Annotated in this window: 19 protein-coding genes; 10 read left to right on the top strand and 9 right to left on the bottom strand. The window is 70.0% G+C overall.

Going from position 1 to position 25,609, the window contains the following annotated elements; translation table 11 throughout:
* Positions 1-21 precede the first annotated feature (21 nt).
* The gene (locus AC5P1B_RS34250) at positions 22-1,008 is read right to left on the bottom strand and encodes a LysR family transcriptional regulator (protein ID WP_493891934.1); all 987 of its coding nucleotides are present in this window, start codon (positions 1,006-1,008) and stop codon (positions 22-24) included.
* A gap of 79 nt (positions 1,009-1,087) precedes the next feature.
* On the opposite strand from AC5P1B_RS34250, the gene AC5P1B_RS34245 reads away from it, so the two are divergent.
* Positions 1,088-2,044 carry an EamA family transporter gene (locus tag AC5P1B_RS34245; protein WP_493891920.1) on the top strand — a complete coding sequence of 319 codons (957 nt, stop codon included), beginning with the start codon at positions 1,088-1,090 and terminating at the stop codon, positions 2,042-2,044.
* Positions 2,045-2,337: 293 nt separating this feature from the next.
* Positions 2,338-3,192 carry an NmrA/HSCARG family protein gene (locus AC5P1B_RS34240; protein ID WP_493891919.1) on the top strand — a complete coding sequence of 285 codons (855 nt, stop codon included), beginning with the start codon at positions 2,338-2,340 and terminating at the stop codon, positions 3,190-3,192.
* A 297-nt stretch (positions 3,193-3,489) separates the two neighbouring features.
* On the opposite strand, the gene AC5P1B_RS34235 is transcribed toward AC5P1B_RS34240, so the two are convergent.
* The gene (locus AC5P1B_RS34235) at positions 3,490-4,608 is read right to left on the bottom strand and encodes a methyltransferase domain-containing protein (RefSeq protein ID WP_493891918.1); all 1,119 of its coding nucleotides are present in this window, start codon (positions 4,606-4,608) and stop codon (positions 3,490-3,492) included.
* A gap of 580 nt (positions 4,609-5,188) precedes the next feature.
* Here AC5P1B_RS34235 and AC5P1B_RS34230 point away from each other — a divergent pair.
* Together AC5P1B_RS34230 and AC5P1B_RS34225 are read left to right on the top strand one after the other, a co-directional pair.
* Complete coding sequence (locus AC5P1B_RS34230; RefSeq protein ID WP_493891917.1) at positions 5,189-7,885, top strand: hypothetical protein; 2,697 nt, start codon at positions 5,189-5,191, stop codon at positions 7,883-7,885.
* 57 nt (positions 7,886-7,942) lie between these two features.
* Complete coding sequence (locus tag AC5P1B_RS34225) at positions 7,943-9,691, top strand: hypothetical protein (RefSeq protein ID WP_493891916.1); 1,749 nt, start codon at positions 7,943-7,945, stop codon at positions 9,689-9,691.
* Positions 9,692-9,844: 153 nt separating this feature from the next.
* Here the strand turns inward: AC5P1B_RS34225 and AC5P1B_RS34220 are convergent, their stop codons facing one another.
* From AC5P1B_RS34220 to AC5P1B_RS34210, 3 genes are all read right to left on the bottom strand, one after another.
* Positions 9,845-10,768: an RNA polymerase sigma-70 factor gene (locus tag AC5P1B_RS34220; protein WP_493891915.1), complete on the bottom strand. Its 924-nt coding sequence runs from the start codon at positions 10,766-10,768 to the stop codon at positions 9,845-9,847.
* 155 nt (positions 10,769-10,923) lie between these two features.
* Positions 10,924-11,397 carry a carboxymuconolactone decarboxylase family protein gene (locus AC5P1B_RS34215; RefSeq protein WP_493891914.1) on the bottom strand — a complete coding sequence of 158 codons (474 nt, stop codon included), beginning with the start codon at positions 11,395-11,397 and terminating at the stop codon, positions 10,924-10,926.
* Between the two features lie 106 nt (positions 11,398-11,503).
* The gene (locus AC5P1B_RS34210) at positions 11,504-11,650 is read right to left on the bottom strand and encodes a hypothetical protein (protein ID WP_493891913.1); all 147 of its coding nucleotides are present in this window, start codon (positions 11,648-11,650) and stop codon (positions 11,504-11,506) included.
* Between the two features lie 290 nt (positions 11,651-11,940).
* Between AC5P1B_RS34210 and AC5P1B_RS34205 the strand changes: the two genes are divergently transcribed.
* Together AC5P1B_RS34205 and AC5P1B_RS34200 are read left to right on the top strand one after the other, a co-directional pair.
* On the top strand, positions 11,941-12,135 hold the full coding sequence (locus AC5P1B_RS34205; protein ID WP_493891912.1) for a hypothetical protein: 195 nt from the start codon (positions 11,941-11,943) through the stop codon (positions 12,133-12,135).
* 317 nt (positions 12,136-12,452) lie between these two features.
* Positions 12,453-12,890, top strand: coding sequence for a nuclear transport factor 2 family protein (locus AC5P1B_RS34200; protein WP_493891911.1), 438 nt, complete (start codon positions 12,453-12,455; stop codon positions 12,888-12,890).
* Between the two features lie 190 nt (positions 12,891-13,080).
* Here the strand turns inward: AC5P1B_RS34200 and AC5P1B_RS34195 are convergent, their stop codons facing one another.
* The gene (locus tag AC5P1B_RS34195; protein WP_493891910.1) at positions 13,081-13,431 is read right to left on the bottom strand and encodes a hypothetical protein; all 351 of its coding nucleotides are present in this window, start codon (positions 13,429-13,431) and stop codon (positions 13,081-13,083) included.
* A gap of 484 nt (positions 13,432-13,915) precedes the next feature.
* Here AC5P1B_RS34195 and AC5P1B_RS34190 point away from each other — a divergent pair, with 484 nt between their 5' ends.
* The 4 genes from AC5P1B_RS34190 (at position 13,916) to AC5P1B_RS34175 (ending at position 17,662) form a co-directional block, all read left to right on the top strand.
* Complete coding sequence (locus AC5P1B_RS34190; RefSeq protein ID WP_493891909.1) at positions 13,916-14,917, top strand: LysR family transcriptional regulator; 1,002 nt, start codon at positions 13,916-13,918, stop codon at positions 14,915-14,917.
* 66 nt (positions 14,918-14,983) lie between these two features.
* On the top strand, positions 14,984-15,526 hold the full coding sequence (locus tag AC5P1B_RS34185) for a DapH/DapD/GlmU-related protein (protein ID WP_493891908.1): 543 nt from the start codon (positions 14,984-14,986) through the stop codon (positions 15,524-15,526).
* A 337-nt stretch (positions 15,527-15,863) separates the two neighbouring features.
* Complete coding sequence (locus AC5P1B_RS34180) at positions 15,864-16,874, top strand: ATP-binding cassette domain-containing protein (RefSeq protein ID WP_493891907.1); 1,011 nt, start codon at positions 15,864-15,866, stop codon at positions 16,872-16,874.
* Positions 16,871-17,662 carry an ABC transporter permease gene (locus AC5P1B_RS34175; protein ID WP_493891906.1) on the top strand — a complete coding sequence of 264 codons (792 nt, stop codon included), beginning with the start codon at positions 16,871-16,873 and terminating at the stop codon, positions 17,660-17,662. Before AC5P1B_RS34180 ends, AC5P1B_RS34175 begins: the two co-directional genes overlap by 4 nt.
* Here the strand turns inward: AC5P1B_RS34175 and AC5P1B_RS34170 are convergent.
* From AC5P1B_RS34170 to AC5P1B_RS34160, 3 genes are all read right to left on the bottom strand, one after another.
* Complete coding sequence (locus AC5P1B_RS34170) at positions 17,643-20,867, bottom strand: ATP-binding protein (protein WP_493891905.1); 3,225 nt, start codon at positions 20,865-20,867, stop codon at positions 17,643-17,645. The two genes, AC5P1B_RS34175 and AC5P1B_RS34170, sit on opposite strands and share 20 nt — an antisense overlap.
* Before the next feature lie 628 nt (positions 20,868-21,495).
* Positions 21,496-22,770 (bottom strand): MFS transporter, encoded by a 1,275-nt coding sequence (locus tag AC5P1B_RS34165; protein ID WP_493891904.1) that lies wholly within the window; start codon positions 22,768-22,770, stop codon positions 21,496-21,498.
* Between the two features lie 498 nt (positions 22,771-23,268).
* On the bottom strand, positions 23,269-25,074 hold the full coding sequence (locus tag AC5P1B_RS34160) for a glycoside hydrolase family 3 protein (protein ID WP_493891903.1): 1,806 nt from the start codon (positions 25,072-25,074) through the stop codon (positions 23,269-23,271).
* Positions 25,075-25,609: the final 535 nt, after the last annotated feature.

Genomic DNA, 25,609 nt, shown 5'->3' with positions numbered 1-25,609 from the left:
GGATGGTCCGGCGCGATCGCATCAGCGGGTCGTGCCGGACTCCGCGGAGCTGGGTGGCACTGCCTGACGACCCTTCCCTTCGTGGCCCTGAGTGGTCACCTGTGAAACAGCAGGGGTTCCTTCCGTGCCGGGCGTGGCTGGGATGTCAAGAAGGGTGAGGAAGGCGGTCGCCGCGGGCGTGCGGCTGACGCGGCTCCAGATGACGTGTTCGACGCGGGTTGGCGCGTCAGTGACCTCGATGGTGGTGACGCCGGTGAGCTGCGGCGCGTAGGCGGAGGGGAGCATGGCGATGCCGAGGCCCTGTCTGACCAGTCGAGCCATGAGGAAGTCGACGGTGGTCACTTCGAAGGCGACGTCGCGGCTGAGACCAGCGGCTGCGAAGGCCTGGTCGGATTGGGCACGTCCGGCTGTCCCGGCCGGAAGGTCCACGAACACCTCGGAGGAAAGCCGGCGGAGGTCGACCGTTGCTTCGTCGGCGAGTGGATGATCCGGCGCGACCACGGCGACGAGTCGGTCACGGGCGAGTTCACGGGCGTCGACACCTTGAGGGCGCGCTGTGGTCGGCAGCCCGAGGAAAGCCACGTCGATGGCTCCTTGCTTGACCTGCTCGACGAGATCCTCGCTCGCGCCCACCCGCAAGCCGATGCGCACGTGCGGGTACTGCTGGCGAAAGTCGCGCAGGGCGCCTGGGATGTCGACCGCGGCGACGGTAGGGATCAGGCCCACGGCGAGCCGTCCGCGTACCTCGCCGACAGCCGCGGCGACCTCGGCGGCTGCACGCTCGGCGGCGTCCAGACACTGGCGGGCGGCGGGCAGAAACGCCGCACCGGCCGGTGTCAGCCGCACCCGGCGGCTGGTGCGCTCGAAGAGTCTCGTGCCAAGTTCCCGTTCCAGGCGCGCGATTTGGTGGCTGAGGGCGGACTGGACGACCAGACATCGTTCGGCGGCCCGGGTGAAGCTGTTCGTCTCGGCGACGGCGACGACGTAGCGCATCTGCTGGAGATCCATGGATCTATCTTGTATCGCGATCGATGAGGTGACAAACATGTGTTGGACTCATTGATCACTGCTGGATGAGACTGCGGGCATGACCAGTCCAGTAGTACAAAGGGCTTCCGGCGGAGCCAGCAACGGTGCTCCGTCTGGAAAGCTGCCGCGTGTCGCCCTGACGGCGTTCACTCCCGTGGTGTGGGGCACGACCTATGTGGTGACCACCGAGTTCCTCCCGCAGGGACATCCTCTGTTCGCGGGACTCCTGCGTGCGCTGCCCGCCGGCCTGATCGCGCTGGCGATCTCCCGGACTCTGCCGCGCGGAGCATGGTGGGGGAAAGCCGCGGCACTCGGCGTGCTGAACATCGGCCTGTGCTTTCCCTTGCTGTTCATAGCGGCCGAGCGCCTGCCCGGGGGAGTGGCCGCCACCCTGGCGGCCGCCCAGCCGCTCATCGTCGCGGCTCTGGCCGTGCCCGTCCTGCACGAGCGCCCCTCCGCCTGGCGCATCGCCTGGGGAGTCGCCGGCGTGGTCGGCGTCGGCTTGGTAGTGATCGGGCCGAATGCGGCACTCGACGTCGTCGGGATCGCGGCGGGTCTGGCGACCGCGGCCTCGATGGCCCTCGGGGTGACGCTCACCAAGCGCTGGGGACGTCCCGCCGAGGCCAGTCCCACCGCTTTCGCCGGCTGGCAGCTCACCGCAGGAGGCCTGTTCCTGGTGCCAGTCACATTTCTTACTGAGGGGGCACCACCCGCCATCGACCTTCCCGCCGCCCTCGGCTACCTCTGGCTGGGTCTGGTTGGCGGTCTGATCGCCTATGTCCTGTGGTTCCGCGGCATCACCACCTTGCCCGTCACCTCTGTCGCGGTTCTCGTCCTGCTCTCGCCACTGGTCGCCGCAGTTCTCGGCGCCATCGTGCTCGGCCAGACGCTCGGCCCGATCCAGCTCGTAGGGTTCGCGCTCGCACTCGCCGCGATCGTCGCGGGACAGCTTCCCGCACCCACCCGCTCACACGACTCCGTTTCCACACCCACACCGGAGAAAGCACCTCGTTGAAGATCGCCGTCGTCGGAGCCACAGGCGTGATCGGCCCGCGCAGCGTCAGCGAGACCGCAGCTGCCGCGGACATGACCTCATCTCGAACAGGCAAGTCCGTACCTACTGCGCAGCATGGGCCAGACGTTCGCCGAAGCGGTCACGTCGTCGACTCCCACCGGTCGCTCGTCACCGGGCGTCTGCACGTGGGGGCGTCGCAGAGCGGCCCCTGATCGGCTCACCCGCAGCAAGCACCACTCCCGCCGGCTCCCGTGGGACCGGCTTCACCCTGACATCGTTGGAAGGATCTCGCAGTGCCGAACAAGAAGACCGTCCTGGTCACGGGCGCGACTGGCGGCCAGGGCGGCGCCGTTGCCCGCAGGCTGCTCGACAACGGCTGGCTGGTGCGCGCCCTTGTCCGTGACCCGGACAAGCAGGGGGCCAGAGACCTCAAGGCGCTCGGCGTGGAACTGGTCACCGGTGACCTCGACGACCCGGGGTCGCTGCGCGCGGCAGCGCATGGCGTGCATGGCGTCTTCAGCGTGCAGCCCGCCGACTTGGCCGACCCGCACCCCGAAGTCGAGGTGCGGCAGGGCAAGAACGTGGCCGACGCGGCCCAAGCCGCGGGTGTCGCGCACCTGGTCTACAGCTCCGTTGGCGGTGCCGAGCGCCAGTCCGGCGTCGCGCACTTCGAGACCAAGGTGGAGATCGAGGCGTACATCGATGCCATCGCAGTGCCCACGACGGTGCTGCGGCCGGTGTTCTTCATGGAGAACTGGCCGTGGACGGTGCCGGAGGCGGAGAACGGCGAGCGGGTTGGTTTGATCGCGCTGGACGCGGACACCTCGCTGCAGATGATCGCGCTGGTCGACATCGGCCGGATCGCCGCGGACGCGTTCGACAAGCCGGCCGAGTTCATCGGCAAGAAGATGGAAATCGCTGGCGACGAGCTGACCGTGCGGCAGATCGCCGATGTGTTCACCAAGATCGACGGCATCCCGACTCGCTTCGAGCGGCAGCCGATCGAGGAACTGCGGGCCCAGGCCGAGGAGGCGGCGACGATGTTCGACTGGTTCAACGAAAAGGGGTACCAGGCCGATATCGCCGCGCTCCGCAAGCGGTACCCGGAGTTGCTGACCCTCCAGGCGTGGCTGGGCAAGAACCGGTAGAGGAACGAGGCTGTGGACCGGCGCCGAAGCCGAGTACCCGCGGTCCCAGCCGATCGGTCAACCGTCCCCCCCATCGATCCGTACGACGAACCCTCAGCCCCACTCGGTCTCTTGCTCGCCGCGGTCCCCAGCAGCCTCGGCTTCGGCCGACTGTCCCTGGGACTCGCCGCCCGCGCTCTCGGCCGGGAACTCGTCCCCATCGCCGCCGACCAGTTCTGAGCGCCGCCGACCCACTGGGGCGGGAGGGAAACCCCTTCTTTCACCGCGCACCGCCGCCGGACTGACGGGCTAGCCCGCTCAGGCGATGACGCGGTCCGGGGTGTCCAGCCATACGTGCTGGCCCTCGGGCGTGACGGTCAGTCCGGCCTGATCGCGGCCGGGCCTGCCGTTGTTGACCCAGGTCCGATAGGCCGCCTCGGCCTCGTCCCACAGGCGGCGCGGCCCGTACTGGTCGACCGAGTACTCCCGCTGACCGGGTGCGTACTCCGCCGCCGCCCAGGACTTCTTGTCGTCCGCCAGGAGCCACCAGGTGGCCTCGTCGCTGCCGTCCTCCGCCTCCACCAGCAGGTGCCAGGCCCCGGGTAGGGCAAGGCCAATGTAGAACTGGGCGTCGCTGTCGCCCACCAGGTCCAGCGGCGAGACGCTGGTGCGGATCTCGGCCCCCTCGTCCCTGTGGTGCAGGAAATCCGACAGGTAGCCGCGTGGCGGCCGTGCTGTACGGGAGCGCATGAAGGCGGGGTAGCCGGTGAACCGGCCGTGGGCCTGTCCCTCGTTCACGTCCAGAACGGCGAAGGAGTGACCGAAGAAGCTGCCGCCCCAGGGCGCGACGATCCGCCCGTGCGGAGCCTGCTCGACCCAGGCGTAGGGGATCTCCGGCACGGTGTACGTGGCGATGACCCGGTCATACGGCGCGTTCCGCGGGCAGCCCTCCTCGCCGGCCGCGCACACGATGTGCGGCGTGTACCCGGCACCTTTGACGGCCGCTCGCGCCTGCCGGGCGAGCACCGGATCGATCTCCACGGAGGTCACGCTGGAGGAGCCGAGCCGGTGAGCCAGCCAGGCCGCGTGGTAACCGGTACCGGTACCCAGCTCCAGCACGTGATGGCCTCCGCGTACCTCCAGCAGGCCCAGCATCTCCAGCATGAGCGAGGGCATCGACGTCGACGAGGTGGGCAACCGGTAGACATCACCACCGGCACCAGCGCCGTCGTTGACCTGGGTCGTCAGCGGCAGATCACCGTAGACCGCAGTCAGCCACGCCTCCGGTGTTTCACCGCGCGTGATGATCCGGTGCGGCGTCTCGATGGTGTCCGGCACGAACAGCTCACGCTGCACGGCAGCGACACTTTCTGCCCAGTCTGCGCCCAGCGCTCCCTTGTTGAACAGGATTTCCACGAGCCGAGCCGGGGTGCTCACCGGTATCACTTCTTCTTCGGTGGCCACTGACCATCCGACTCCTTCGGCGACTGCTTCTTGTCACCGTCGGAGCCGCCCTTGCCGTCACCATGCTTACCGCTCATCCTCAGCACCCCTTCGCCTGCCTGCACACCCGCACGCGCACGACCGCCGCCAGGTGAGCGGTGATGTCGGCTTCCGGGCGGCGTGTTACCCCGATGGTGCCGCCGCGTGGCTCACCGTGTTCGGCGGTCTTGGGTCATTGGCCGGATCTCGTCGGGCCGCGTTTCTCCCCGGCCCGGGCGCACACCGTCGACGCCCACGGTGCCGAGTTCCCCGTGGCGACCCGCACCGTCAGCGCGACCCGCCGCCCTGACTGACCGGCAGCCCGCTCTGGTGATGACCCGCCGGGAGTGCGGGCCCGGTCGTCGCACCCCTCAACGCACGACCGCTCGCGCGCCTCCGCGCACTCCTTCCCCGCACCGTCGTGGCCGGAAATGTTCGTGACACCAGTGATGCGACGGCGCGATCCTGCGTACCTCGGGACAGCTGGGCAGCATCGTGCGGCAGCGTCCCGCGGTGCGGCGCGAGAGGCGGGCCCATGACAGTGACGGTGGCCTTCATCGGGCGGACCCCCCTTCCCGCGCAGGGCGGGGCGGCGTACCGCGTCTGGTCCTATTCCGTGGAGCCCGACAGCGTTGCGGACCTGCGCCCCGGGCAGCGGGTGGCGCTCGCGCTGCCCGCCGACGTCGATGTCAAGGACCCCCGCCTGTTCCCCTCCGTCCCCGCCCTCGCGGGGATGTTCCTGGAGGTGGACAACGGCGCGGGGCGCCAGTACGTGGGCTGCGAGGTCACCGCCGCCGACGCCGTGCGCGTGGCCTTCGTCGCGCCGCCCGCCCAGGCCACCCGGGAGCTGTTCCTGCTCACCCAGGTTCGGGGCCGCGCGTGGACCGTCGCGCCCTTCGCGCTGGAAAGGGGCGGGGACGTCGAGGTCAGCCACGCCATGGCGGCGCCCGCGGCGGTGCGCCCGGGGCCCGGAGGGCGGCCTGTCACAGAGTTCACCGGAACCCTGCCGTACGCCAGTGAGGTGTTCGGCGTCTACCAGCCGCTCCTGGGCTGGCTCGGATACGGCTCCGCCAGCCGCATCGCCGCCGCCCGCGGCGAGACGCTGTCCCGGGAGCTGTTCACGGGGGACACCGCCCGTGACCTGACCGCCGAGGATCTGCACGCCCTGCCGAAGCCGCCCACCGAGGGCATCCTCTCCCCGGTCGGTCTCGTGGATCTGTTCCGCCAGTACTTCTTCGAGTTCGACACCTTCCTCGGCGCCCCGGTGGGCCACCTCTGGCTCAGCCCCGGCGGCACCGTCGAGGTCGTGGAGACCTCCACCCGGCGCACCCTGATCGAGCGGAGCGCCGAGCAGTCCGAGGAGACCACCCGCAAGACGGAGGAGACCCTCACCGAGCAGACCGACGTCGCGGACGCGGCCAAGGAGGACAACGCGAACGAGACCTCGCTCGGGGTGACCGCCAGCGCCGGGGCCAACTACGTCGGCATCGCCCACGCCGACGTCTCCACCAGCTACGGCAGCAAGAACACCACCAACAAGTCCTCGGAGCTGACACACAAGCACACCCGCTCGCAGAGCTCGAAGGTCAGCAGCGAGATCCACCGCAACTTCAAGACGACCTTCAAGACGGTCACCGAGACGACGGACACCTCCAGCCGCCGCTACGTCGTGCAGAACACCACCGACCGGCTCGTCAACTACGAACTGCGCCGCAAAATGCGCAAGGTCGGCATCCAGGTGCAGCACATCGGCACCCAGATGTGCTGGCAGGTCCATGTCGCTGACCCCGGGCGCGACCTCGGCCTGGGTGAGCTGCTGCACGCCGTCCCCGCGCCCGACCTGACCTCCCTCAAGAAGCCCGTACCCCCGGAGAAGCCCAGGCCCATCCGGACCACGGCCACCGAGGTCTACCCGGTCCAGCAGCACCACACCAGCAGCAACGGCCCGCACCTGGCGGAGGACTGGACCTACCAGGAGGGCTTCGACCGGCTCTGGCACGGCCACTCCGACGAGTACCTCATCGCCCACTTCAACTACTATGCCGTGCCACCGGCGCCCGGCTACACCCTGTCCACCACCCACCCGGAGCCGATCCGTGTCGTCGAGGCCAAGGCGGGCAACGGCAGCGGTACGAAGTTCCGCGGCACCTGCGAAATCCTCGACCGCGACTCCGGCCTGTACCGCGTCAACTGCCGCCTGGTGAACTTCGCCGCGGGCAACTACGTGAGCCTGACCATCGCCGTGGAATGGCAGCCGCCCGCGCGCGACCCCGAGCAGGACGAGTACGAACGCGACCTCGCCGCCTACGAACGCGAGGTCGCCAAGGTCCAGCGGGCCGCGTACGCCGAGGCCGTGCGCAACCGCGTCGAGCTCATCGGCAAGGTCCGCCAGCGCGCCTCGACGGACCTGCGCAAGGAGGAGCGGCAGACCGTCTTCGCGCACCTGATCTCTCAGCTGGACCTCTACCAGGGCGGCCAGCGGTTCCTCGCCTCCGAGCTGATCCGGCAGATGTTCGACGTGGACCGCATGCTCTACTTCGTGGCCCCGGACTTCTGGCGGCCCGCCACCCTGACCACCGGCCCCACCTCCCGCGGCCGCTCGCCCGTCCCCCAGCACTCCTGGGAGTACACCGGGCCCGACCCGCTGGCCGGTGCCACGGTCCTCACCCGCTACCCGCACACCGCAGCCAACAACCCGCCGCACGCGACCGAACCGATCCCCGCGGACCAGCTGGAGTGGCGGGTCAACTACCTGCTCACCGAGAACACCCAGCCCGCGCCGACCGGCAGCTCCCTGGGCTGGCTGGTGCAGTCCGACGGCGACGAGCGCCGCAACGAGTTCCTGAACTCCGCCTGGGTCAAGGCCGTCCTGCCGATCAGGCCCGGACACGAACTGGCCGCCCTGGGCTGGCTGCAGACGGCCAAGGTGGAGGGGGAGGCCGCGCTCGGCAAGCCCTACAAGTGGCAGCAGGACGACCCGGACACGTACCGGGACAAGAACATCGGCGAAGTCCTCGAACTCCTCGCGGAGGAGCTGGAGGAGAAGAACACCGACATCGCCAGAACGCTCCGCTCCGAGAAGGTCTTCGAGACCGGTTTCGACCCGCTGGAAGGCGGCTTCCGGCCCGCCGAGCCCTACCAGGTCTTCGACCAGTGGACCGAGGTGCTGCCCACCGACCAGGTCGTCGCGGTCGAGGTCGTCTACGACCCGAAGACGGGCCAGCAGCTGTGACCCGGACCCGCGGGACCCACCAGACCCACCACCGGGCCGACCGGGCCTAGGGGCGACATGGGCACAGTCACGGTCCGCTGGCGGCGGCCGGACGGGAAGCCGCACTTCCTGCTGCGCCGCCACACCTTCGGCGGCGACAGCAACGGCTCAGTGGAACTCGAACTCGCCGCCCTGTCCGCCGGGGAAGAGGCACGCTGGGCGGAGCCCGGCACCGGCCGCCCCTGTCCGGCCGCCACCGCCTCGCACACCGCGGTGACCTTCCCCGTCCCCGACGACGCGACCGCCGTCCGGCTCACCTTCACCGTACGGCTGCGCGTCGGCGGCCAGGAGGCGGAGGCCCTCACCGTGCGCCAGCGCGTCGCCCTCGCCGACCGCGGCCGCAGGCCCACCCCCGACGCGTACGAAGTGCCGCGCTACGCCCTGGTGATCCGCGAGCGCGGAGGCGGCGGCGAGGTCGCCCAGCGCGTCCCCGGATGGGTGCCCGGCGGCCGGACCCGCCGCTTCGTCGGCCGCCACCCGCTGCTGACCGTCGGCCGCGACGGAGCGCTCGACATCGCGACGGACTTCCTGGACGTCACCGGCTTGTGGTGGGCGCTGCACTTCAAGGTCTGCCCCAACAACATGGAGAACGGCTTCAATCCCTGGTACCTGGAGCCGAACTGCAACGAGCGCCCGAGCCGCCTGCGCATCCTGCTCAACACCCGGGTCGCGCCGATGCTCTGGTTCGCGTCCCTGCCCGCCGCGGCCGGTGGCGACGGGGCGGAGGGCAGAGCGGACCTGCCGGACGGCGCCAGCGTCGGAGCGTACGTCTTCTACCGGCCGGTCGGCAGCTCGTACGCGTACTCCTCGACCGACCTCAAAGGGCTGACGGAACCCGAGCACGCCACGACCGGGATGCGTAACCTCTGCCGCTACCTCCTGCGCGGTCACGACCGCACCAGCGCGCGGAACATCGGCGGCGTGCCCGACTGGCCGCAGCTCCTCGACCACAGCCCCAACGCGGCCAACCCGCTGGGCGGTTACGGATTCCTGCCCTGCGCCATGGAGCACGCCCACGACCACACCGCCCCCCGCCTCCTGGAGTCCGCCCGTGAGCTGCGCGTCCTGCTGCTGCCGGTCGCCAGCTCCGGCAGCTACGGCGGCATCACCGGACCCGGCCACGGCGAACGGCTCGCCGCGGCGGTCCGGCTCCTGTGGACCCGGGGCGCCTTCGGCGGCCCGGGCCAGCAACTCCTCGCCGCGCACGAACCCGCCCCACCCGTCCCGCCGCAGCCGGGCCTGAGCACACCGGTCACCGGCACCCTCCGCCTCGCCGAGGACGTGTGGGCGGGCGCGTACAGCAGCGGCGGCGAAGCACTGTGGAACGTGCTGGAGGACCCCGGCAACCGCAAGGCCACCGGCCGGGCGCTGGTCTTCGACACCAACGCCTTCACCAGCAGAGGCACGGCCCTGTTGCTGTCCACCGCCCGGGCCCGCCGCGGGCGCTTCCAGGCACGGCTGGTGTGGAGCCCGTACGACATGGGGCGGCCCGCCGCGGACTTCCTCACCACGCTGGGGGCGACGGGCGCGCAGGCCCAGGTCCTGCCCCGCGCGGGAGCCGCGTACTTCCGCAGCCCGCCCAACGCGGACAACCGGTGGGCGGAGTACGTCTTCGCCGATGCCAAACCGTGGACGGCGGCGATGTTTCCCGCGCGGAAGATGGCGGAGTGGTGGCACCAGTTCGCCGTCTTCGGGGGCACGGAGCTCCACATGTCGCCGCGCGATCCGGCCTCGGTCAGCTTCATGGAGGCGGTGATGGGGCCATAGCCGCCAGACCGCCGGAGACCGGCACGGCGCGCCATTCGCCCCGCACCGGTACGGAGACCCTGCCGAGTGGGACGCCGGGTCTACCGGCGACAAGAAGCGACCCCACCGCCGCGAGATTCACTGACGTCGACCGCGGCGGAGACACCGTCGAGGTCAGGTCATCTGCCGGCGGGCCTGCTTCACCTCACGGCCGATGGCCCAGGCGTCGGCGACCGGCCCGAGGTGGCGGAGCTTGTCGGGATTGTTCACCCCGCGGATGGTCTGAATCCGCCCGTCGAGCACATCGAGGACCAGGGCCTGCAGGACTTTGCCGTCCCGGTCGCGGAAAATCGCGCCGGACTGCCCGTTGACCTCGTGCGGCTCGCACGTCACGTCGACCCGGAACAGCCAGGGGAAGCCCGTGCCCAGCACCCGGGCCACGTTCTCCGCACCCACGACGGCCTTGGCCAGCTGCGGGGCTTTGCCGCCGCCGTCCCCGACCAGTTGCGCGTCGGCGGCCAGCAGATTCCGCAGCCCGCCCACATCGCCGTCCTTCAGCGCGTCGAAGAACCGCGTCGCCAGCTCCTGCCGCTCGTGACGATCCGCTGTGAACCGCGGCCGCCCGGCCTCCATATGCCGCCGCGCCCGCACCAGCAGCTGCCGGCATGCCGCCTCCGAACGCCCCACCGCCGCGGCGACCTCGTCGAACCCGAAGGCGAACACCTCCCGCAGCAAGAAGACCGCTCGCTCCAGCGGGGTGAGCCGCTCCAGCAGCAGCAGCGCCGCCATCGACACCGAGTCGGCCAGCTCCACCGCCCGTGCCGGGTCCTGATACGGATCGCTCAGCAGCGGCTCGGGAAACCACGGCCCGACATACTCCTCCCGCCGCACCCGCGCGGAACGCAGCACATCGATCGAGATCCGCGTCACCGCGGCCGACAGAAAAGCCTTGGTCGACGTGGGCCGGGTCGCCGAGCGGTCAAAGCGCAGCCACGACTCCTGCACCGCGTCCTCGGCCTCACTCACGCTGCCCAGAATCCGGTAGGCGATCGAAAACAGCAGCGGCCGCAGCTCCTCGAAGTCCTCGACCTTGCTCACGCCGACTTCCCTCCCCCTGAACCCCTCCCACCTGGCCGTACTCGTCGGCGCAGGCAGCTTCTCATGATCACCTGGACCACCGGCAGGCCAGCGTAACGCCCCCGAGGCCGGGGCCCGGTGGCCGGCAGCCGGCCCCGGCCTCGCGCTCGTGGTGTTCAGTGGAACTGCCCGGGTTCGTAGGTGCCGGCCGGCTGCTGGGTGATGACGTTCAGCCGGTTCGCCGTGTTCATGAAGGAGATCAGGACCACCAGGGCGGCGAGCTGCTCCTCGTCGTAGTGCTTGGCGGCACACGCCCACGCCTCGTCAGTGACCCCGCCGGCCGCATCGGCGATCCGGGTCCCCTGCTCCGCCAGCTCCAGTGCGGCACGCTCGGCCTCGGTGAAGACCGTGGCCTCCCGCCACGCCACCACCAGGTTCAGCCGGACCGAGGTCTCACCGGCGGCGGCGGACTCCTTGGTGTGCATGTCGATGCAGGCCGCGCAGCCGTTGATCTGGCTCACGCGCAGCGCCACCAGCTCCTGTGTCGTGGCCGGCAGCGGCGAGTTCTTGATCTCCTTGCCCGCCGACATGAGGTGTTTGAGGGCCTTGCCGGCGGTCGGGCTGGCGAAGTAGTTCAGTCGCGCGTCCATGGTGTGCTCCTCCGTGGTCGTCAGTGCCTACACCCCTGAGACGGGGTAGCCCGACCCCCTGTGACATGGACGGTTGTGACCTGTGTCTCCCGGCCGCGGGTGCGCGTCAGTCGACGCGGTACTCCGGCAACCGGGAGGCGGCTCCCAGCAGTCGCTGCTCGATGCCGTCTCCCGCGCCGACGACGGCGGTCAGCGGGCTGTGGGTGGCCCACGATGCGGGCGATCTCCACGACCGGCAACCCGGCCACACCACGGGAGGCCGCGGTACGACACCGCGCACGCACCGCCCGACCCCGTCCCGATCCGCGTGGTGGCCCCGCCAACCAGGCCGCCCCGCCGACGGGACCCACGATTTCTATGGTCGGTGTGGCTGGGGGAGGTGCGTTGACGTAACTGACCCACCGCTCCACGCAGCGGGCAGCCGACCGGGCTGAGGAACACAGCCGGGCTGCGGCACGACCACCCGAATGGGCGGCGCTGCGAGTGAGCCCTGCTTGACCGCCTGAGTCGCGGCCTGGTCGGCGGTGTCGTAGACCTGGTGGCATGAGCGAGGAGCGGACGTCGTGGCATCCCGGCGAGATCGTGGCCGCCAGTGGGATCTATGAGTGCGACTGCGGAGGTGAGCATCACTGGAGCACCGACGTGAAAGGCCACCGCTTTCCGCCGTTGCCCAGCGGCTGTTCGGGTGAGTACTGGAGGCTGCAGAAGCCGGCCCACCCCGAGGACCACCTCGGCTGACCGGCGGGTTCGGATCGTCGTGCTCAAGCCTCCCGTTGGAGCCGACGCTCGCTCAAGCCCGCGAGACCGTTCCCTGGGTCGGGCGTGCTGCCCGGTGGGTTGGCGTTCGAGTCCAGGCGTAGTGCCGCGACCGCTTCGGGGGTGAGCAAGAACCGGTGAGCGGGCGCGTTCAGCCGTGCTGCCGTCTGCCGGCGCCTGGACCGGGTCAGGTCGTCGAAAGATGGCGGCAGCGCATGAGTGACCGTGCGGCAGGGCGTGGGTGACCATGACGGGAATCCGCCAGCCTTGCCCGGGCGGGCGCGCCTACGCTCCCGGCCATGACTTGGCAGCAGAACCGTGAGATCGTCCAGCGCGCATGGCAGGCGTTCGCAAGCCGTGACCCGGAGCGGATTTCGGCATTCTTCGACGAGGACGCGCAGTGGCTGGCCCCCGCGGGGAACGCGACAGCCGTCGCACTCGGCGTGCCCCACCACATGGTCGGCAGGGAAGGAATTGTGCGCTTCCTGACCCTCGACTTCCCCCGGCTGTTCGCTGAGGACGTCGCTGTCACCTTCCGGGGCTTCCACGCCGATGGCGACGTCGTCGTCGTGGAAGAGACCATGGAAGCTACGCTCTCCAACGGGAACAGCTACACCAACGACTACTGCTTCGTCTTCGAGCTTCGCGACGGGCTGATCCACCGGGTGCGCGAGTACATGGACACGGCCCGTGGTGCCCGTATGGTCTTCGCCGAGCAGGGCGACGACCTGACCTGAGCCATCAGATCACCTCAGTTGGCGGCACCACCCTCCTGCCCTATCTCATACGCCGCCACCCCACCGATCTGGACGGCTACGTCCGCACCAGCGTGGCCATGCTGCGCAAGCTGTCCTCCCCGTCCCTGGAGAGCATGAGCAGCGACAACTCCCCGGCCAGACAGGCCGGAGGGTTGTCGCTTGCGTGGCTTCAGCAGAAGACCTCAAGCCGGGTTGCCAGGTTGTGCCGGTCCAGGCCCCGATCTGTCCAGGCCTTCACTTCGTCCCATCGGCCGTCCTGGTAAATGACCCGGAAGGTATTGCCGTGGGCTTTGGCGAAGAAGAAGTAGTCGTTGACGGGCTGGCTGCCGCAGCGATCCGCATTCCACACCTGATCGGCGGTGTGGTAGATACAGGCCCTGCCGTACTCACACTTGTCTTTCCAGTACTCGGCACCGGCATTCGATGCCGATGCCGACGCCGTACCGGCGCCGGTGATGAGCGCTGCCGCGCCAAGGACGGCAGCCAGGGCCGCGGCCCTCACTCGGGTACTCCACTGCATGCGTCGCTCCCTTCCTGCCTGAACGTGTCGACGCCGAACCGAGACTGGCAGGCACCGCCAGTGTGAGAAAGCCGCTCGCACGGGTTGGCCGATTCGCATCCCTGGGAGATCTGGCGTGTGGCCGGGTGGGCGGTCCGGTTCCCTGCGGCGTCCCTGACTCACAACTATCCGCGTCCGGGGTGCCTCGATGACCGCAACCGGGCTTCCCGCACCGAACCGGCAGCGGAGAGCCCGAATGCCGGCGAGTGCGGCACCCGGACCGCGCAGTGCGGAATGCCCCGCGAGCGATGCACGTGCCGTATGTGCTGACGGCGCAGGCCGATCACAGCCACCCGAAGCCGGGCCCCCATCTCACGCGCACATGGCCCCTCGCGACAACCGATGGTGTGGATGCTTGCATCCCAACAGCCACGCCTGGAGCCTGATCAAACAACCGATTCTCGGCGAGCCACAACGAGCGGTTGTGCACGCTTAGGGTGAACCAATGGACACCGAGGCAGTGCGATCGTTCGTCCGGGCGGCCGAGCTCGGACAGTTGCAACATGCGGCCGATGAGCTGGGCGTGACCCAGCAGGCAGTCTCCAAGCGGGTCGCCGCCCTGGAGCGCGAGCTGGAAGTCCGTCTGTTCACACGTACGGCCCGAGGGGTGGAGCTGACGCTCGACGGTCAGGCGTTTCTCCCCCACGCGCGGAGTATCGTCGCGGGTGTCGAGCGCGCCATCACCGCGGTCAGGCCGGGCTCCCGAGCTCTTCGGATCGACGTTCTCGGCCTGCGAAGCGCGCAGGCCGTTGTTCTGCACGACTATTGGCGGTCGCATCCCGAGACCAACCTCGACGTGGTGACCCTCCGGGCCAACGACCCACGCCTGGCGGTCGCCGCCGTCGAAGCAGGCGATATCGACGCCTCGTTCCGTACCGTCACTGACCCGGACACACTGCCGCCCGACGTGCACATGATTCACGCGTTCGACTCTCCGCTGGAACTGCTCGTCGGCCCGAGACATCCGCTCGCCTCCGCGCGAAGACTGACGCCACCACAATTGCGTAAGCACCGGATATGGGTGCCGGGTATCGCGCCTAGAAGCGAATGGGCAGAGTTCTACGATCAGCTCGCCACCGAATTCGACCTGCGCATCGACGCGGCAGGCCCGCACTTCGGAGACGAAGTTCTCCTGGACACCCTCGCGGAATCCGCGGACGTGGCCACCCTCGTTGGGGCACGCGACCGGTACATCTGGCCGACGAACTACGATCTACGCCGCATCCCTGTCGTGAATCCGACCCTCGCGTACCCACTGTCTCTCATCCTCCCCAGAACGAATCCACATCCAGGACTCCGTGGAATCATCACCCACCTCGGAAGCCTGCCAAGGCTCCCTGAGGCGGTCTGGCTCCCGTCCTGGGCAACGACGCCACGGCGCGGCGACAGCGACATCGCGGATGCTCGCAGACCCCGCCCCGGCACAGGTGACTCGACCGGCTGCTGACAGCCGCCTCCACCAGCACCCAGTGAGTCTTATCCAGTCACCGGTACACCAGAAAGGGACCGTGGCATGTCCAGCGACCGTCTCATGCGCATCCACAGCGCCGAGTTCCAGGCCATAGCCGAGAGGGTCCTGCGGGTCACCGAGCTCACCTCCCGCCTGAACGTCCTGCCCTTCGAGGACGAAGCGGGCAAGGCGGAACTGTTCGAACAGATCCTCGGCAGGCCGCTGTCGACGAGAGTCACGATCTATCCGCCCTTCTACACGGACCACGGCCTTCACTTGGACCTCGCGGAGCGCGTGTTCATCAACCAGAACTGCACGTTCCTGGACTACGCCGGCATCCGGCTCGGCGAGCGCGTGATGGTCGGACCCAAGGCCACGTTCATCACCGTCGGTCACCCGGTCGATCCTGAGGAGCGACGGGGGTGGCTGAGCGGCGCGCCCATCGACGTGGCGGAGAACGTGTGGATCGGCGCCGGTGCCACGATCCTTCCCGGCGTCAACATCGGCCGTGACGCCGTGGTCGCCGCCGGCGCGGTCGTGAGCGATGACGTTCCGCCGGCAAGCCTGGTGACCGGCAGCAAGGCAACCGTGCACCGGCGGTGGTGACGGCCTCTCCGGGGCCACCCGTACCCCGGACGACGGGCAGTCATCGACCACATCGGCAGTCTGGCGCCCCTTCCCGAGACAACCGGTTCCGGCCCAGGGCCCACGAACCAACGTCGCGGCCATCATCACCTCGCCTCACACAGCCACTCCCACCCAAAGCCCACACGTGTGGCCCGCATCACCCACTGATCCTGCTCGCCGCCACGTTTCCGCTACCAACCACGTCATGGCCGGCACCAGCTAGCGCACCACAGCTGCCCCGAGGCAACCCCCGTTTCCAGGGCGCTGAAACCCTCGTGAAACCGCGCTGAATGCGCCCTGCCGCAACCTCTGCGGCATGACGACAACGACATCGCACTCACTCGCCATCGCGGCCAAGGGGCTGCGCAAGGCCTACGGGGACAAGACGGTCCTCGACGGCATCGACCTGGCGGTGCCGGCCGGCACCATCTTCGCGCTGCTCGGCCCGAACGGCGCCGGCAAGACCACCGCCGTCAAGATCCTCTCCACCCTCATCACCGCCGACGCCGGCGACCTGCACGTCGGCGGACACGACCTGGCCGCCGCCCCGCAGGCCGTGCGCGCCGCGATCGGCGTCACCGGGCAGTTCTCCGCCGTCGACGGCCTGATCACCGGCGAGGAGAACATGCTCCTCATGGCGGACCTGCACCTGCTCTCCCGCAGCGAGGGCCGCCGTACCGCCGCCGCACTCCTTGAGCGCTTCGACCTGGTGGAGGCCGCGAAGAAGCCCGTCTCCACCTACTCCGGCGGCATGAAGCGCCGCCTCGACCTCGCCATGACGCTGGTCGGCGATCCGCGGATCATCTTCCTCGACGAGCCGACCACCGGCCTCGACCCGCGCAGCCGCCACAACATGTGGGGGATCATCCGCGAACTGGTCTCCGGCGGCGTCACCGTCTTCCTCACCACCCAGTACCTGGAGGAGGCCGACGAGCTCGCCGACCGCATCGCGGTGCTGAGCGACGGCAAGATCGCCGCCGAGGGCAGTGCCGCCGAGCTGAAGCGGCTCGTCCCGGGCGGGCACGTGCGGCTGCGGTTCACCGACCCGGCCGCGTACCAGTCCGCCGCCGTCGCCCTGCGCGAGGCCATCCTCCCCCAAGCTCTTGGCTTCGCCGGAGCAGGGGGTGCCCCCATCGACGAGGCGCTGTCGCTGCAGATTCCCAGCGACGGCAGCCAGCGCGAGCTGCGCGCCATCCTCGACTGGCTGGACTCCGCCGGCATCGAGGCGGACGAGCTGACCGTGCACACCCCCGACCTCGACGACGTGTTCTTCGCCCTGACCGGCACAGCCAACGTCGCCAACCGGCCCAAGGAGGCTGTCCGATGAGCGCCCTCTCCCTCGCCGTACGCAACTCGAACACAATGCTGCGCCGCAATCTGCTGCACGTACGGCGCTACCCGTCCATGACCCTGAACCTGCTGCTCACGCCGGTCATGCTGCTGCTGCTCTTTGTCTACATCTTCGGCGACGTGATGAGCGCGGGCATCGGCGGCGGTGGCGCCGACCGCTCCGACTACATCGCCTATATCGTCCCGGGCCTGTTGATGATGACCATCGGCAGCACCGTGATCGGGGCCGCGGTGTCCGTCTCCATGGACATGACCGAGGGCCTCATCGCCCGCTTCCGTACGATGGCGGTCTACCGCGGCTCTGTGCTCGTCGGGCACGTCGTCGGCAGCGTGCTGCAGGTGCTCGCCAGCGTGGTCCTCGTCGGCGCCATCGCCGTGGCCATCGGTTTTCGGTCCACGGACGCCACGGCCCTGGAGTGGCTGGCGGCGTTCGGGCTGCTCGCGCTGTTCTCCCTGGCGCTCACCTGGATCGCGGTCGGGATGGGCATGGCCAGCCCGAGCGTCGAGGCGGCCAGCAACATGGCCATGCCGCTGATCCTCCTGCCGCTCATTTCGAGTGCCTTCATCCCGGCCGACACGATGCCGGGCTGGTTCCAGCCGATCGCCGAGTACCAGCCGTTCACCCCGGCCATCGAGACCTTGCGCGGCCTGCTGCTCGGCACCGAGATCGGCGACAACGGGTGGATCGCGATCGTCTGGTGCGTCGGCCTGACCGCGCTCGGCTATCGCTGGTCGACGGCGTTGTTCAACCGCGACCCGAAGTAACCGCCATGACAGCGCGGGCCGCCTCCCGCAGCTCGTCCCGCTCCAGGGCGGCGTACTCCGACACCGCGTCGGCGTACGCCGCCCTGGCAGCGTTCCCGGCGGCCCGGACCGCCTTCCGGGCGCGGTCCGCCGACATCGTCGGCTGGAAGTCGCGCAGCACCCGCAGCCGTTCGGTCAGCGCGATCATCCGTACGGCGTCGGAGTCGCCGGACGCGAGCCCCGCCATGCCAAGGGCGTGCAGCACCGTCCCGAACACAGGGAGCTCCATGGGCGAGCTGGACGGACCGGAGAGCAGGGTCCGCAGCCCCTGCCGCAGCCGCTCGACCGGCTTCGCGACCAGCTCGAGACGGCCGGCGTGCGCGTGCGCCGTCACCGCCGCCGACTGGACCTGCAGCGCCCACGGGTCGAGCCAGGGATCGCTGCTGTGCATCGAGCCTCCCTTGAGTAGCCGCTCCACGGCGCCGCGCCACAGGCCGAGCCCGACCTCCGTCAGTCCGCGGGCCAGCGCGATCTCGGCGCGCCCGCCGAGATCGGGCCTGTAGAAGGCGTCCTGCTGCGGGGTGTTGTCGCTCTCCGCCTGCCGCAGCCAGTACTCGGCCTCGTCGGGATTGCCGCGCTGCAGGCAGGCCAGGACGAGGAGCCAGCGGATGAAGAGGTAGTCGTGCCCGTCGCCGAGCCGCGGCACCACCTCGAGCACCGCTTTGAGGTGCCCGTACGCTTCCTCGCCCTGCCCCATCCGCACGTACAGCTCGCTCAGCCGGGAATGCCCCAGGAGCTGCATGGACGGATTGTCGACCGGAGCCAGTTCGGCGAGTACCCGGCGAGCCGAGGTGAGCGCGCGGTCGATGTCGTGCTCGTGCTCCCAGATGTAGGTGGCGATGCTCTCGGCGACGCCGGCGACGAGCGGCTGCTTACTGTCGCAGAGTTCCCGCAGCACGTCGTAGTCGGGAGGCAGCATCTCGGGGACCGCGCTCAGCACTACCGCGGTGGCACGCGTCAGCGTGTCCGGCAGGGCCGTGGGCAGCCGCCGGAGGGTGACGAGCTGGCGTACGGCGACCGGGCCGTAGCCCATGAACAGGGCTGCCGTGCACGACACCGCAGCGGAGCGGGCGACTTCGACGTATTCGGGCTCGGGGTAGTAGTGCGACAGCGGCGGGCCGGTGTCCGCGGCGAGGGCGACGAGGCGGCGATAGTTGGCGTCGGAGGACCACAAAGAGGCGAGGACGGCGGTGAGGGCGGCGAGGGTGGGCCCGTCCGTACGGGCCAGCGCGTGTCGCAGGGCCAGCACGAGGTTGTCCTGCTCAGCCCTGATCCGCTCCCCGGCGGCCCGCGGTTCCGAGCCGAAGAACCAGTCGTGGTACGCGACCCCGAAGTCCCGCGCCCAGACGAGGAACCGGCCGACCGCCTCATCCTCCTCGCCCGCCTCCGTGCGCCGGGCCGCGCTGAACTCCCGTACGGCCTCCAGCATCCGGAACCTTCCCCAAGCTCTCGGCTGCGCGTGAGCGGGGGAGCCCCCCTTGCCGACCGGGTTGTCGGCGAAGGTGAGCAGCGACTGATCGGCCAACTGCTCCAGCAGAAGCAGCGCGTCCTCACCGAGCACCTGCTCCGCCGCCTCGCCGGAGAAGCCGCCGGGAAAGACGGACAGCGTGCGCAGCGCCGCCCTGGCGTCCTCCGTGAGCAGGTTCCAGCTCCACTCCACGACCGCGTGCAGCGTGCGGTGGCGCTCCGGTGCGTCCCGCGCCCCGCCGCGCAGCAGCGCGAACCGGTCGCCGAGGCGGCGGGCGATCTCCGGCACCGACAACACCCGCACCCGCGCCGCGGCCAACTCCACGGCGAGCGGCAGCCCGTCGAGGTGGCGGCACAGCTCGGCCACCGCGTCCGACGGCAGCTCCACGCCGGGCCGCGCGGCCCGGGCCCGCTGCGTGAACAGCTCGACCGAGGTGTCAAGACCGAGCTCCGGCAGCGCGTACACCGCCTCCGACATCAGACCCAGCGGGGCCCGGCTGGTGGCGAGCACCCGCAGCTCCTTCGCAGACGCGACCAGGGCCTGTACGAGGTCGGCGGCGCCCCCGATGACCTGCTCGCAGTTGTCCAGCACCAGCAGCGCGAGCCCGGAGCCGAGCACGCCGCGGATGCCGGACACCGGGTCGGCCGCGGCATGGCCGCTCACGGCACCGTGCCGCCGCTCGCCGACGCCGAGCGCGGAGGCCACCTCCGCGGCCACGTCCTCGTCCGCGGTGACGCCGGCGAGCGGCACGAAATACACCACGCGCTGCTCGTTCCCCAAGCTCTCGGCTTCGCTCGAGCAGGGGAGACCCCATTGGCGGCTGACGGCGTGCGCGAGCCGCGTCTTGCCGAGGCCACCGGGGCCGACGACGGTGACGGCACGGGAGGCACACAGCAGCCGCTCCACCGCGGCGATGTCCTCGTCCCGGCCGAGGAGCGGGTTCGGCTCGTGCGGCACACCGTGCCTGACGACAGGCGCCTCGCCGCGCAACAGCTCCCGCTGTACGGCCTTGAGCCCGGCGCCCGGCTCCGTGCCGAGCTTGTCGCGCAGCTCACGGCGGTACGCCTCGTACCGCATCAGCGCGGCGGACGGGCCCGCCGTCGCCGCCTCGCCGCGCAGCAGCTCCGCGAGCACCTCTTCGTCGGGCGGATGCGCCGAGGCGGCCGAAGCCAGCGGCCCGGCCGCCTCCGCATGCCGCCCCAGCCGGGCGAGCGCGAGCGCCCGCGCGCGTACGAGCGTGCCGCGGACGGGGGCGCGCTCGGTGCGCAACACGGCTAGGGGGTCGTCGGTATCGCCGACCCCATCAGGGGTGCCCTCCCACAGCGCGAGCCCGGCCTCGGCCGCAGCCAGCGATCCCGCGTGCTCCCCGGCCCTGGCCCGGTCCGCGCTGGCGGCAGCGTGCAGCAGCAGGGCGGAGCTGTCGACCTGATCCTCGGCGAGGGAGAGCCGGTATCCAGTCGGCGTGCTGGCGATGACGTCAGCGCCCAGCTGCGCCCGCGCCCTGGACACAAGGACCTGCACCGCCTTTCCCGGCCGCTCCGGCAACTCCTCCGGCCACAGTCCTGCCACGAGCCGGTCGGTGCTGCAACCCGTGCGCAAGTCGCCCGCGAGCAGCGCGAGGAGACCGCGGAGCCGGGGCGCGGTGACCTCCTGTCCGCGATAGGCGACACGCGGCAGCAGAGTCAGGTCGGTGGTCACCCGTGCAGATTAGCCAAGGCTTGGGCCAAGGCGCCGCCCGCCCGAACTCCCGCCGCGGGCCGAACGCCCGCTGCCCGCCCGTCCGCCTTCCGGCCGACCGCCGTAGCTCCCCGCCGACCGTTCCCGCACCCGCGCCACCGATCCCGCCGCCGCGCCCACAGTCCGTGCCGCCGCGCGTCGGCCAGCTCCCCACGCCGCCGCCCGCGCCGCTCGGCGGCGGCAGCGATCCGGGGACGATCTCGTCCGGCTTGCCGACCGCAGCCCCTGCCAGCCGGAAAAGGATGTCCTCCTTACCCCGGACCTTCTGCGGCTTGGTGATGAGCTGCTTCTCCACTCGCCGCTCGGCACAGGCGTTGATCATGTGGGCTAGGGGCGACCAGCAGCTCTGCCTCCGTGCTCTCCGTCTGACGTGAGGAGCACAACACGGTCAGCCAGCGTCGACGGCCGGAACCCCAACACCTCGCGGATCTGACGTCCCGTCGTCCCACCCGGAGAAAGGCGAGCCGGCCCCATGTATCCACCGCATTGCCCCGTCTCCGGACAGCGGCGTGAACGACCAGGTCAACAAACCGGGAGCACAACTCGCGGACGGGCGCTGAAGCTGCCCCTTGCTCGATCCTCCAAAGCCCTACTCAGGCGCGGTCTCCGTATCCATGCCGGTGCATTGCTTGCGGCGCCCAGTGATGAGCGGCGTGATAATGATCACCGTGCTGATGCCGAGGGTAAGCCAGTAGATGTGTCCGTGGCCGTTACGGTGCAGCAGCAAGAACAGGGCACCGCCGCTCAGTGCGCCCAGGGCTTCGCCGGCGGCCCAGCAGATCTGGCGAAGATTGAACACCTCCAGGCGGGAGCCGATCGAGAGCCCGGCGAAGGCTGTGCTGACCGTGGAGTGGAAGAACGGTTCGGCGAGAGTGAACAGGACGATGGCGATGATGATGGCGGGTGCGGCTGGCAGACCGGAACCGAGCACCAGCATCGCGCCGCCGAAGCCTAAAGCCGCCGCGCTGACGAAGACGAACGAGGGGACACCGCGGCCCATCAGCCGAGCCATCACCGCGGTGGCGGGGGTCTGCAGCACCACGATGCCGACTGCGGGAGCGGCGAACAGCGCCGCGCGCATCGACGCGGAGGCGATCTCGTCGGCAAGCAGGATCACGAGCGCGGATGAGAGCTGGGCGTACAAGAAGGTGCCGACCAACGTTGCGAGCATGGTTGCTCTCGCGGTCGCCTCCCGCAGACTCTTGTGCAACGTCGTGCGGCTGATAGGCCATCGGGTCGCGCTGTCTGGCGTACGGAGGACCGGGCTCACGCCGCAGAGCAGCGATGCGCCAGCCAGCAGGTAGCAGCCTGCAATGACAGTGAACAGCAGCCGCGTGTCGCCCTCGCGGTAGGTGGCCATGGCTAGGAACGGTCCGATCGAGGCCGCGATGTTGATCGCGATCATCAGGGTGGAGTAGAGGCGCTGCCTGCCGATGTCGTCGGGGACGATCTCGGCGACCAGGACGCGGGACAACAGTGAATGCACACTCATCCCCAATCCAGCCGCCAGCAACAGCACCAGTGGGGCCACGGTGCCGTCGGCGTAGGGCAGGAAACCGAACCCCATCGCGGCCAGGGCGGTGCCCGCGATCATCGTCGGCAGATACCGCCGCCGCGACAGCCAGCGGCTGATCAGTAACGCCCCTAATCCAGCCGAGGCCGTGTAACAGAACAATCCTGGGCCGGCCGCGCCAGTCGCCTGCCGGCTGAGCACCAGCGCCAGCACCGGCATCACCGTGTACAGGCCCAATGAGACGAGCAGATGGTGCGCGGACAACACCAGCGTGAGCCGTCGAGGGGACAGCAGCCCAGCAACCTCGGGCCGACGAAAGCGCGGATCTGGGAAGAGGTCGCCCGATTCCACGGCGGAATCAGCACAGGAATCGCTCGCACCTGAATGAGCGCAGGCGTGGGCAGGAGAGGAGTCTTCGGACACTGTGGCGGTCTCCCATGAAGGGAAGCGCCCACCGCGAACGAAGTGAGTCAGCCGGTGGGCGAAGCGAAGTGGTCAGCGTCTGGCGCGCATACCAAGGCGCACCGCAGACAGGCGGCGTTCACAAGCAGCGCCTCCAGCACTTCGCCGGGATGACCACCCGGCACCTCCAGCCATTGTCACCTCCGGGCCCGGCCCTCCTCAACGACGCAGTGGGCGGCGCGCACAGGGCCCTGCCCGATAGACTCTCGGCTCGTGAGTCATATCGCCCATGATCGCCACTCATGCGATCCGGCGGCAAGGCAGAGTGCGCGCCGTTCGCAGCAACTCCCCGGGTGTCTCCACATTCCGGAGCAGGGGAGGAGAGCCCGTCCCGGGAGGGTTTGTGTGCCGTACGTGGTCGGTGATTCCGTAGGCGACCGTCAGACCCTAGTACGTGAGCCCGTGACCCACCGGGTACAGCACCTGCGCCGGGTCATCGGCATGCTGGACGGGCACCGGCAACCGTCCCCTGGGCCGAACGCGTCCGGCGATCGCCCGGGCGGCAGCGCGTAGTTCGACGTCGGTCCAGGAATACGTGGCGAGCGCGGCGCGGTGGCCGCTGAGCCAGGCGATGTCGTACGGGTTGCGGATCGCGATCGTGATGACCGGGACGCCTGTCGCGGCCAGCCGGGAGACCAGGTCGCGCTGCGTACTGGTCTTCCCGACGTTGTACGTGCACACGATCACGGCATCCTTGCCGGCCGCGGCCGCCACCGCCTCGTCGATCTTCGCGGCGGCTGGGGCGGTGCCGGTGGTCACGGCGGTGGCGGCGAAGCCGAGTTCGGTGAAGGCGGCGGTGAGGGTGGCGGTCGGCGGGCCGGTCGTCCCGGACGGCGACGCGGGGTCGGCGCCGACGATGAGCAGGTCGCGCTGTCCGCGGCGGCTCAACGGCAGTAAGCCGCCCGTGTTGAGCAGGAGTGTGGTGGTGTCCTCGGCGAGCCGGTCGGCGATGGCGAGGTGCGACTTGACGCCGACCGTACGGTCCACGTCCCGGTGTGAGACGTAGGGGTCCCGGAACAGACCCAGCTTCTCCTTCAGGCGCAGCACGCGCAGGAGCGACTCCTCGATGCGGGCATCGGTGAGCTCACCGTCCTGGATCGCCTTGCGGACGGCACCCCAGGCGACGGCCAGGTTCGGCGGGTTGAGCAGCTGGTCGCAGCCCGCTTTCAGGGCCAGTACGGGGACCCGTTCGTCCCCGTACTTGGTACGTACGCCCTCCATGCCGAGTGAGTCGGTCACCACGACGCCGTCGTAGCCGAGCCGTTCCCGCAGGAAGCCGGTGAGGATGGGGCGGGAGAGGGTGGCGGGGTCCTCGTTCGGGTCGAGGGCGGGGACCACGATGTGCGCCGTCATGACCGCGTCGATGTCCGCGGCGATGGCGGCCTGGAACGGCGGCGCGTCGAGCTCCGCCCACTGCGCGCGTGTGTGCGTGATGGTCGGCAGCCCGTGGTGGCTGTCGACGGCCGTGTCGCCGTGGCCGGGGAAGTGCTTGGCCGTCGCCACGACACCCGCCCCCTGGTATCCCCTGACCTGGGCGGCGACCAGGTCCGCTACGGCTCGCGGATCGGCGCCGAAGGACCGTACACCGATGACGGGGTTGGCCGGGTTGACGTTGACGTCCGCGACGGGGGCGTAGTTCTGGCGGATGCCCATTGCGGCCAGTTCGGCGCCGGCGATCCGCGCGGCCCGGCGGGCACCGGAGGGTGAGCCTGACGCGCCGAGCGCCATCGCGCCGGGCATCAGGGTGGCGGGCTCGCCGACCCTGGCGACGATGCCGTGCTCCTGGTCGGTGGAGATCAGCACCGGCACCGGGACCCGCTGCGCGAGGGCGGCCCGCTGGATGCCGTTGGACAGCCCCGCGATCTGGTGCGGGTCGCGGGTGTTGTGGGCCCATGCGAAGTAGATGACGCCGCCGACGTGGTATTTCTCGACCAGTTCGGCGGCGGTCCGCACGCCGATCTCCTTGAGGTTGGCGTCGATGTCGGCCTGGTCGGGTGCTGTGGCGGAGTGCCCGTACACCCGCATGACGAAGAGCTGGCCGACCTTCTCCTCCAGACTCATCCGGGCGATGAGCCGCTTGAGCCGGTCGTCTTCGGTGCCCTGCGCAAGCGTGCTGGCGGTGCCGGTGGCCGCGACAGCGGTCGCGGCTGCGGCGGTGAGGAGGGTACGTCTGGACGGGGCGCGGTAGTGCACTGGTGCTCCTTCCGGCCGTGCGTGACGAGGAGTGAAGAAAACCTCCAGGACGACACGGATAGCCCGAAAGTAACTGCCAGGTCAAGGCTCCGCGCACGCCACACCGCGAAAGAGCATGAGCTTTGGGGCAGCGAGCCGAGGTTCAAGCGGTGCGGTGGGCAGCGGGTGTGGCAGACGTCCGCCCGCGCCGCCGGCGAAGTCGGCGCGGGCGGACGTGCGGAACGCCCCAGCCGGTCCGCCAGGCGGGATGTTCTGGCGGACCGGAGGGCGCTCGGCCGGGGTGTCCATGTGCCTGCCGTCGGCGGCCACGCCGCTGCGCGGCGCGCACGCGTTCAACGACCGCTGTGCCCTGTATGGCCGTGCCTGCCTTCTTTCGCCAGCCGCGCAGATATCCGGTCGCGTTGGCGGCTTTCCAGCACGTATCACTGCCATGCGCGCCCGGTTCGCCCGGAGGGGGGCCCTGGTTGGGAGCCGTGTGGTCGCCAGTGCTGGGCCGTGATGGGCGTCGGTACCCAGTGGGCCCAGGGCGGCGACC

The organism is Streptomyces sp. A01 (assembly GCF_059026195.1).
Note: the sequence above shows the minus strand (reverse complement) of the source record. Positions and strands in the feature narration are given on the sequence as shown.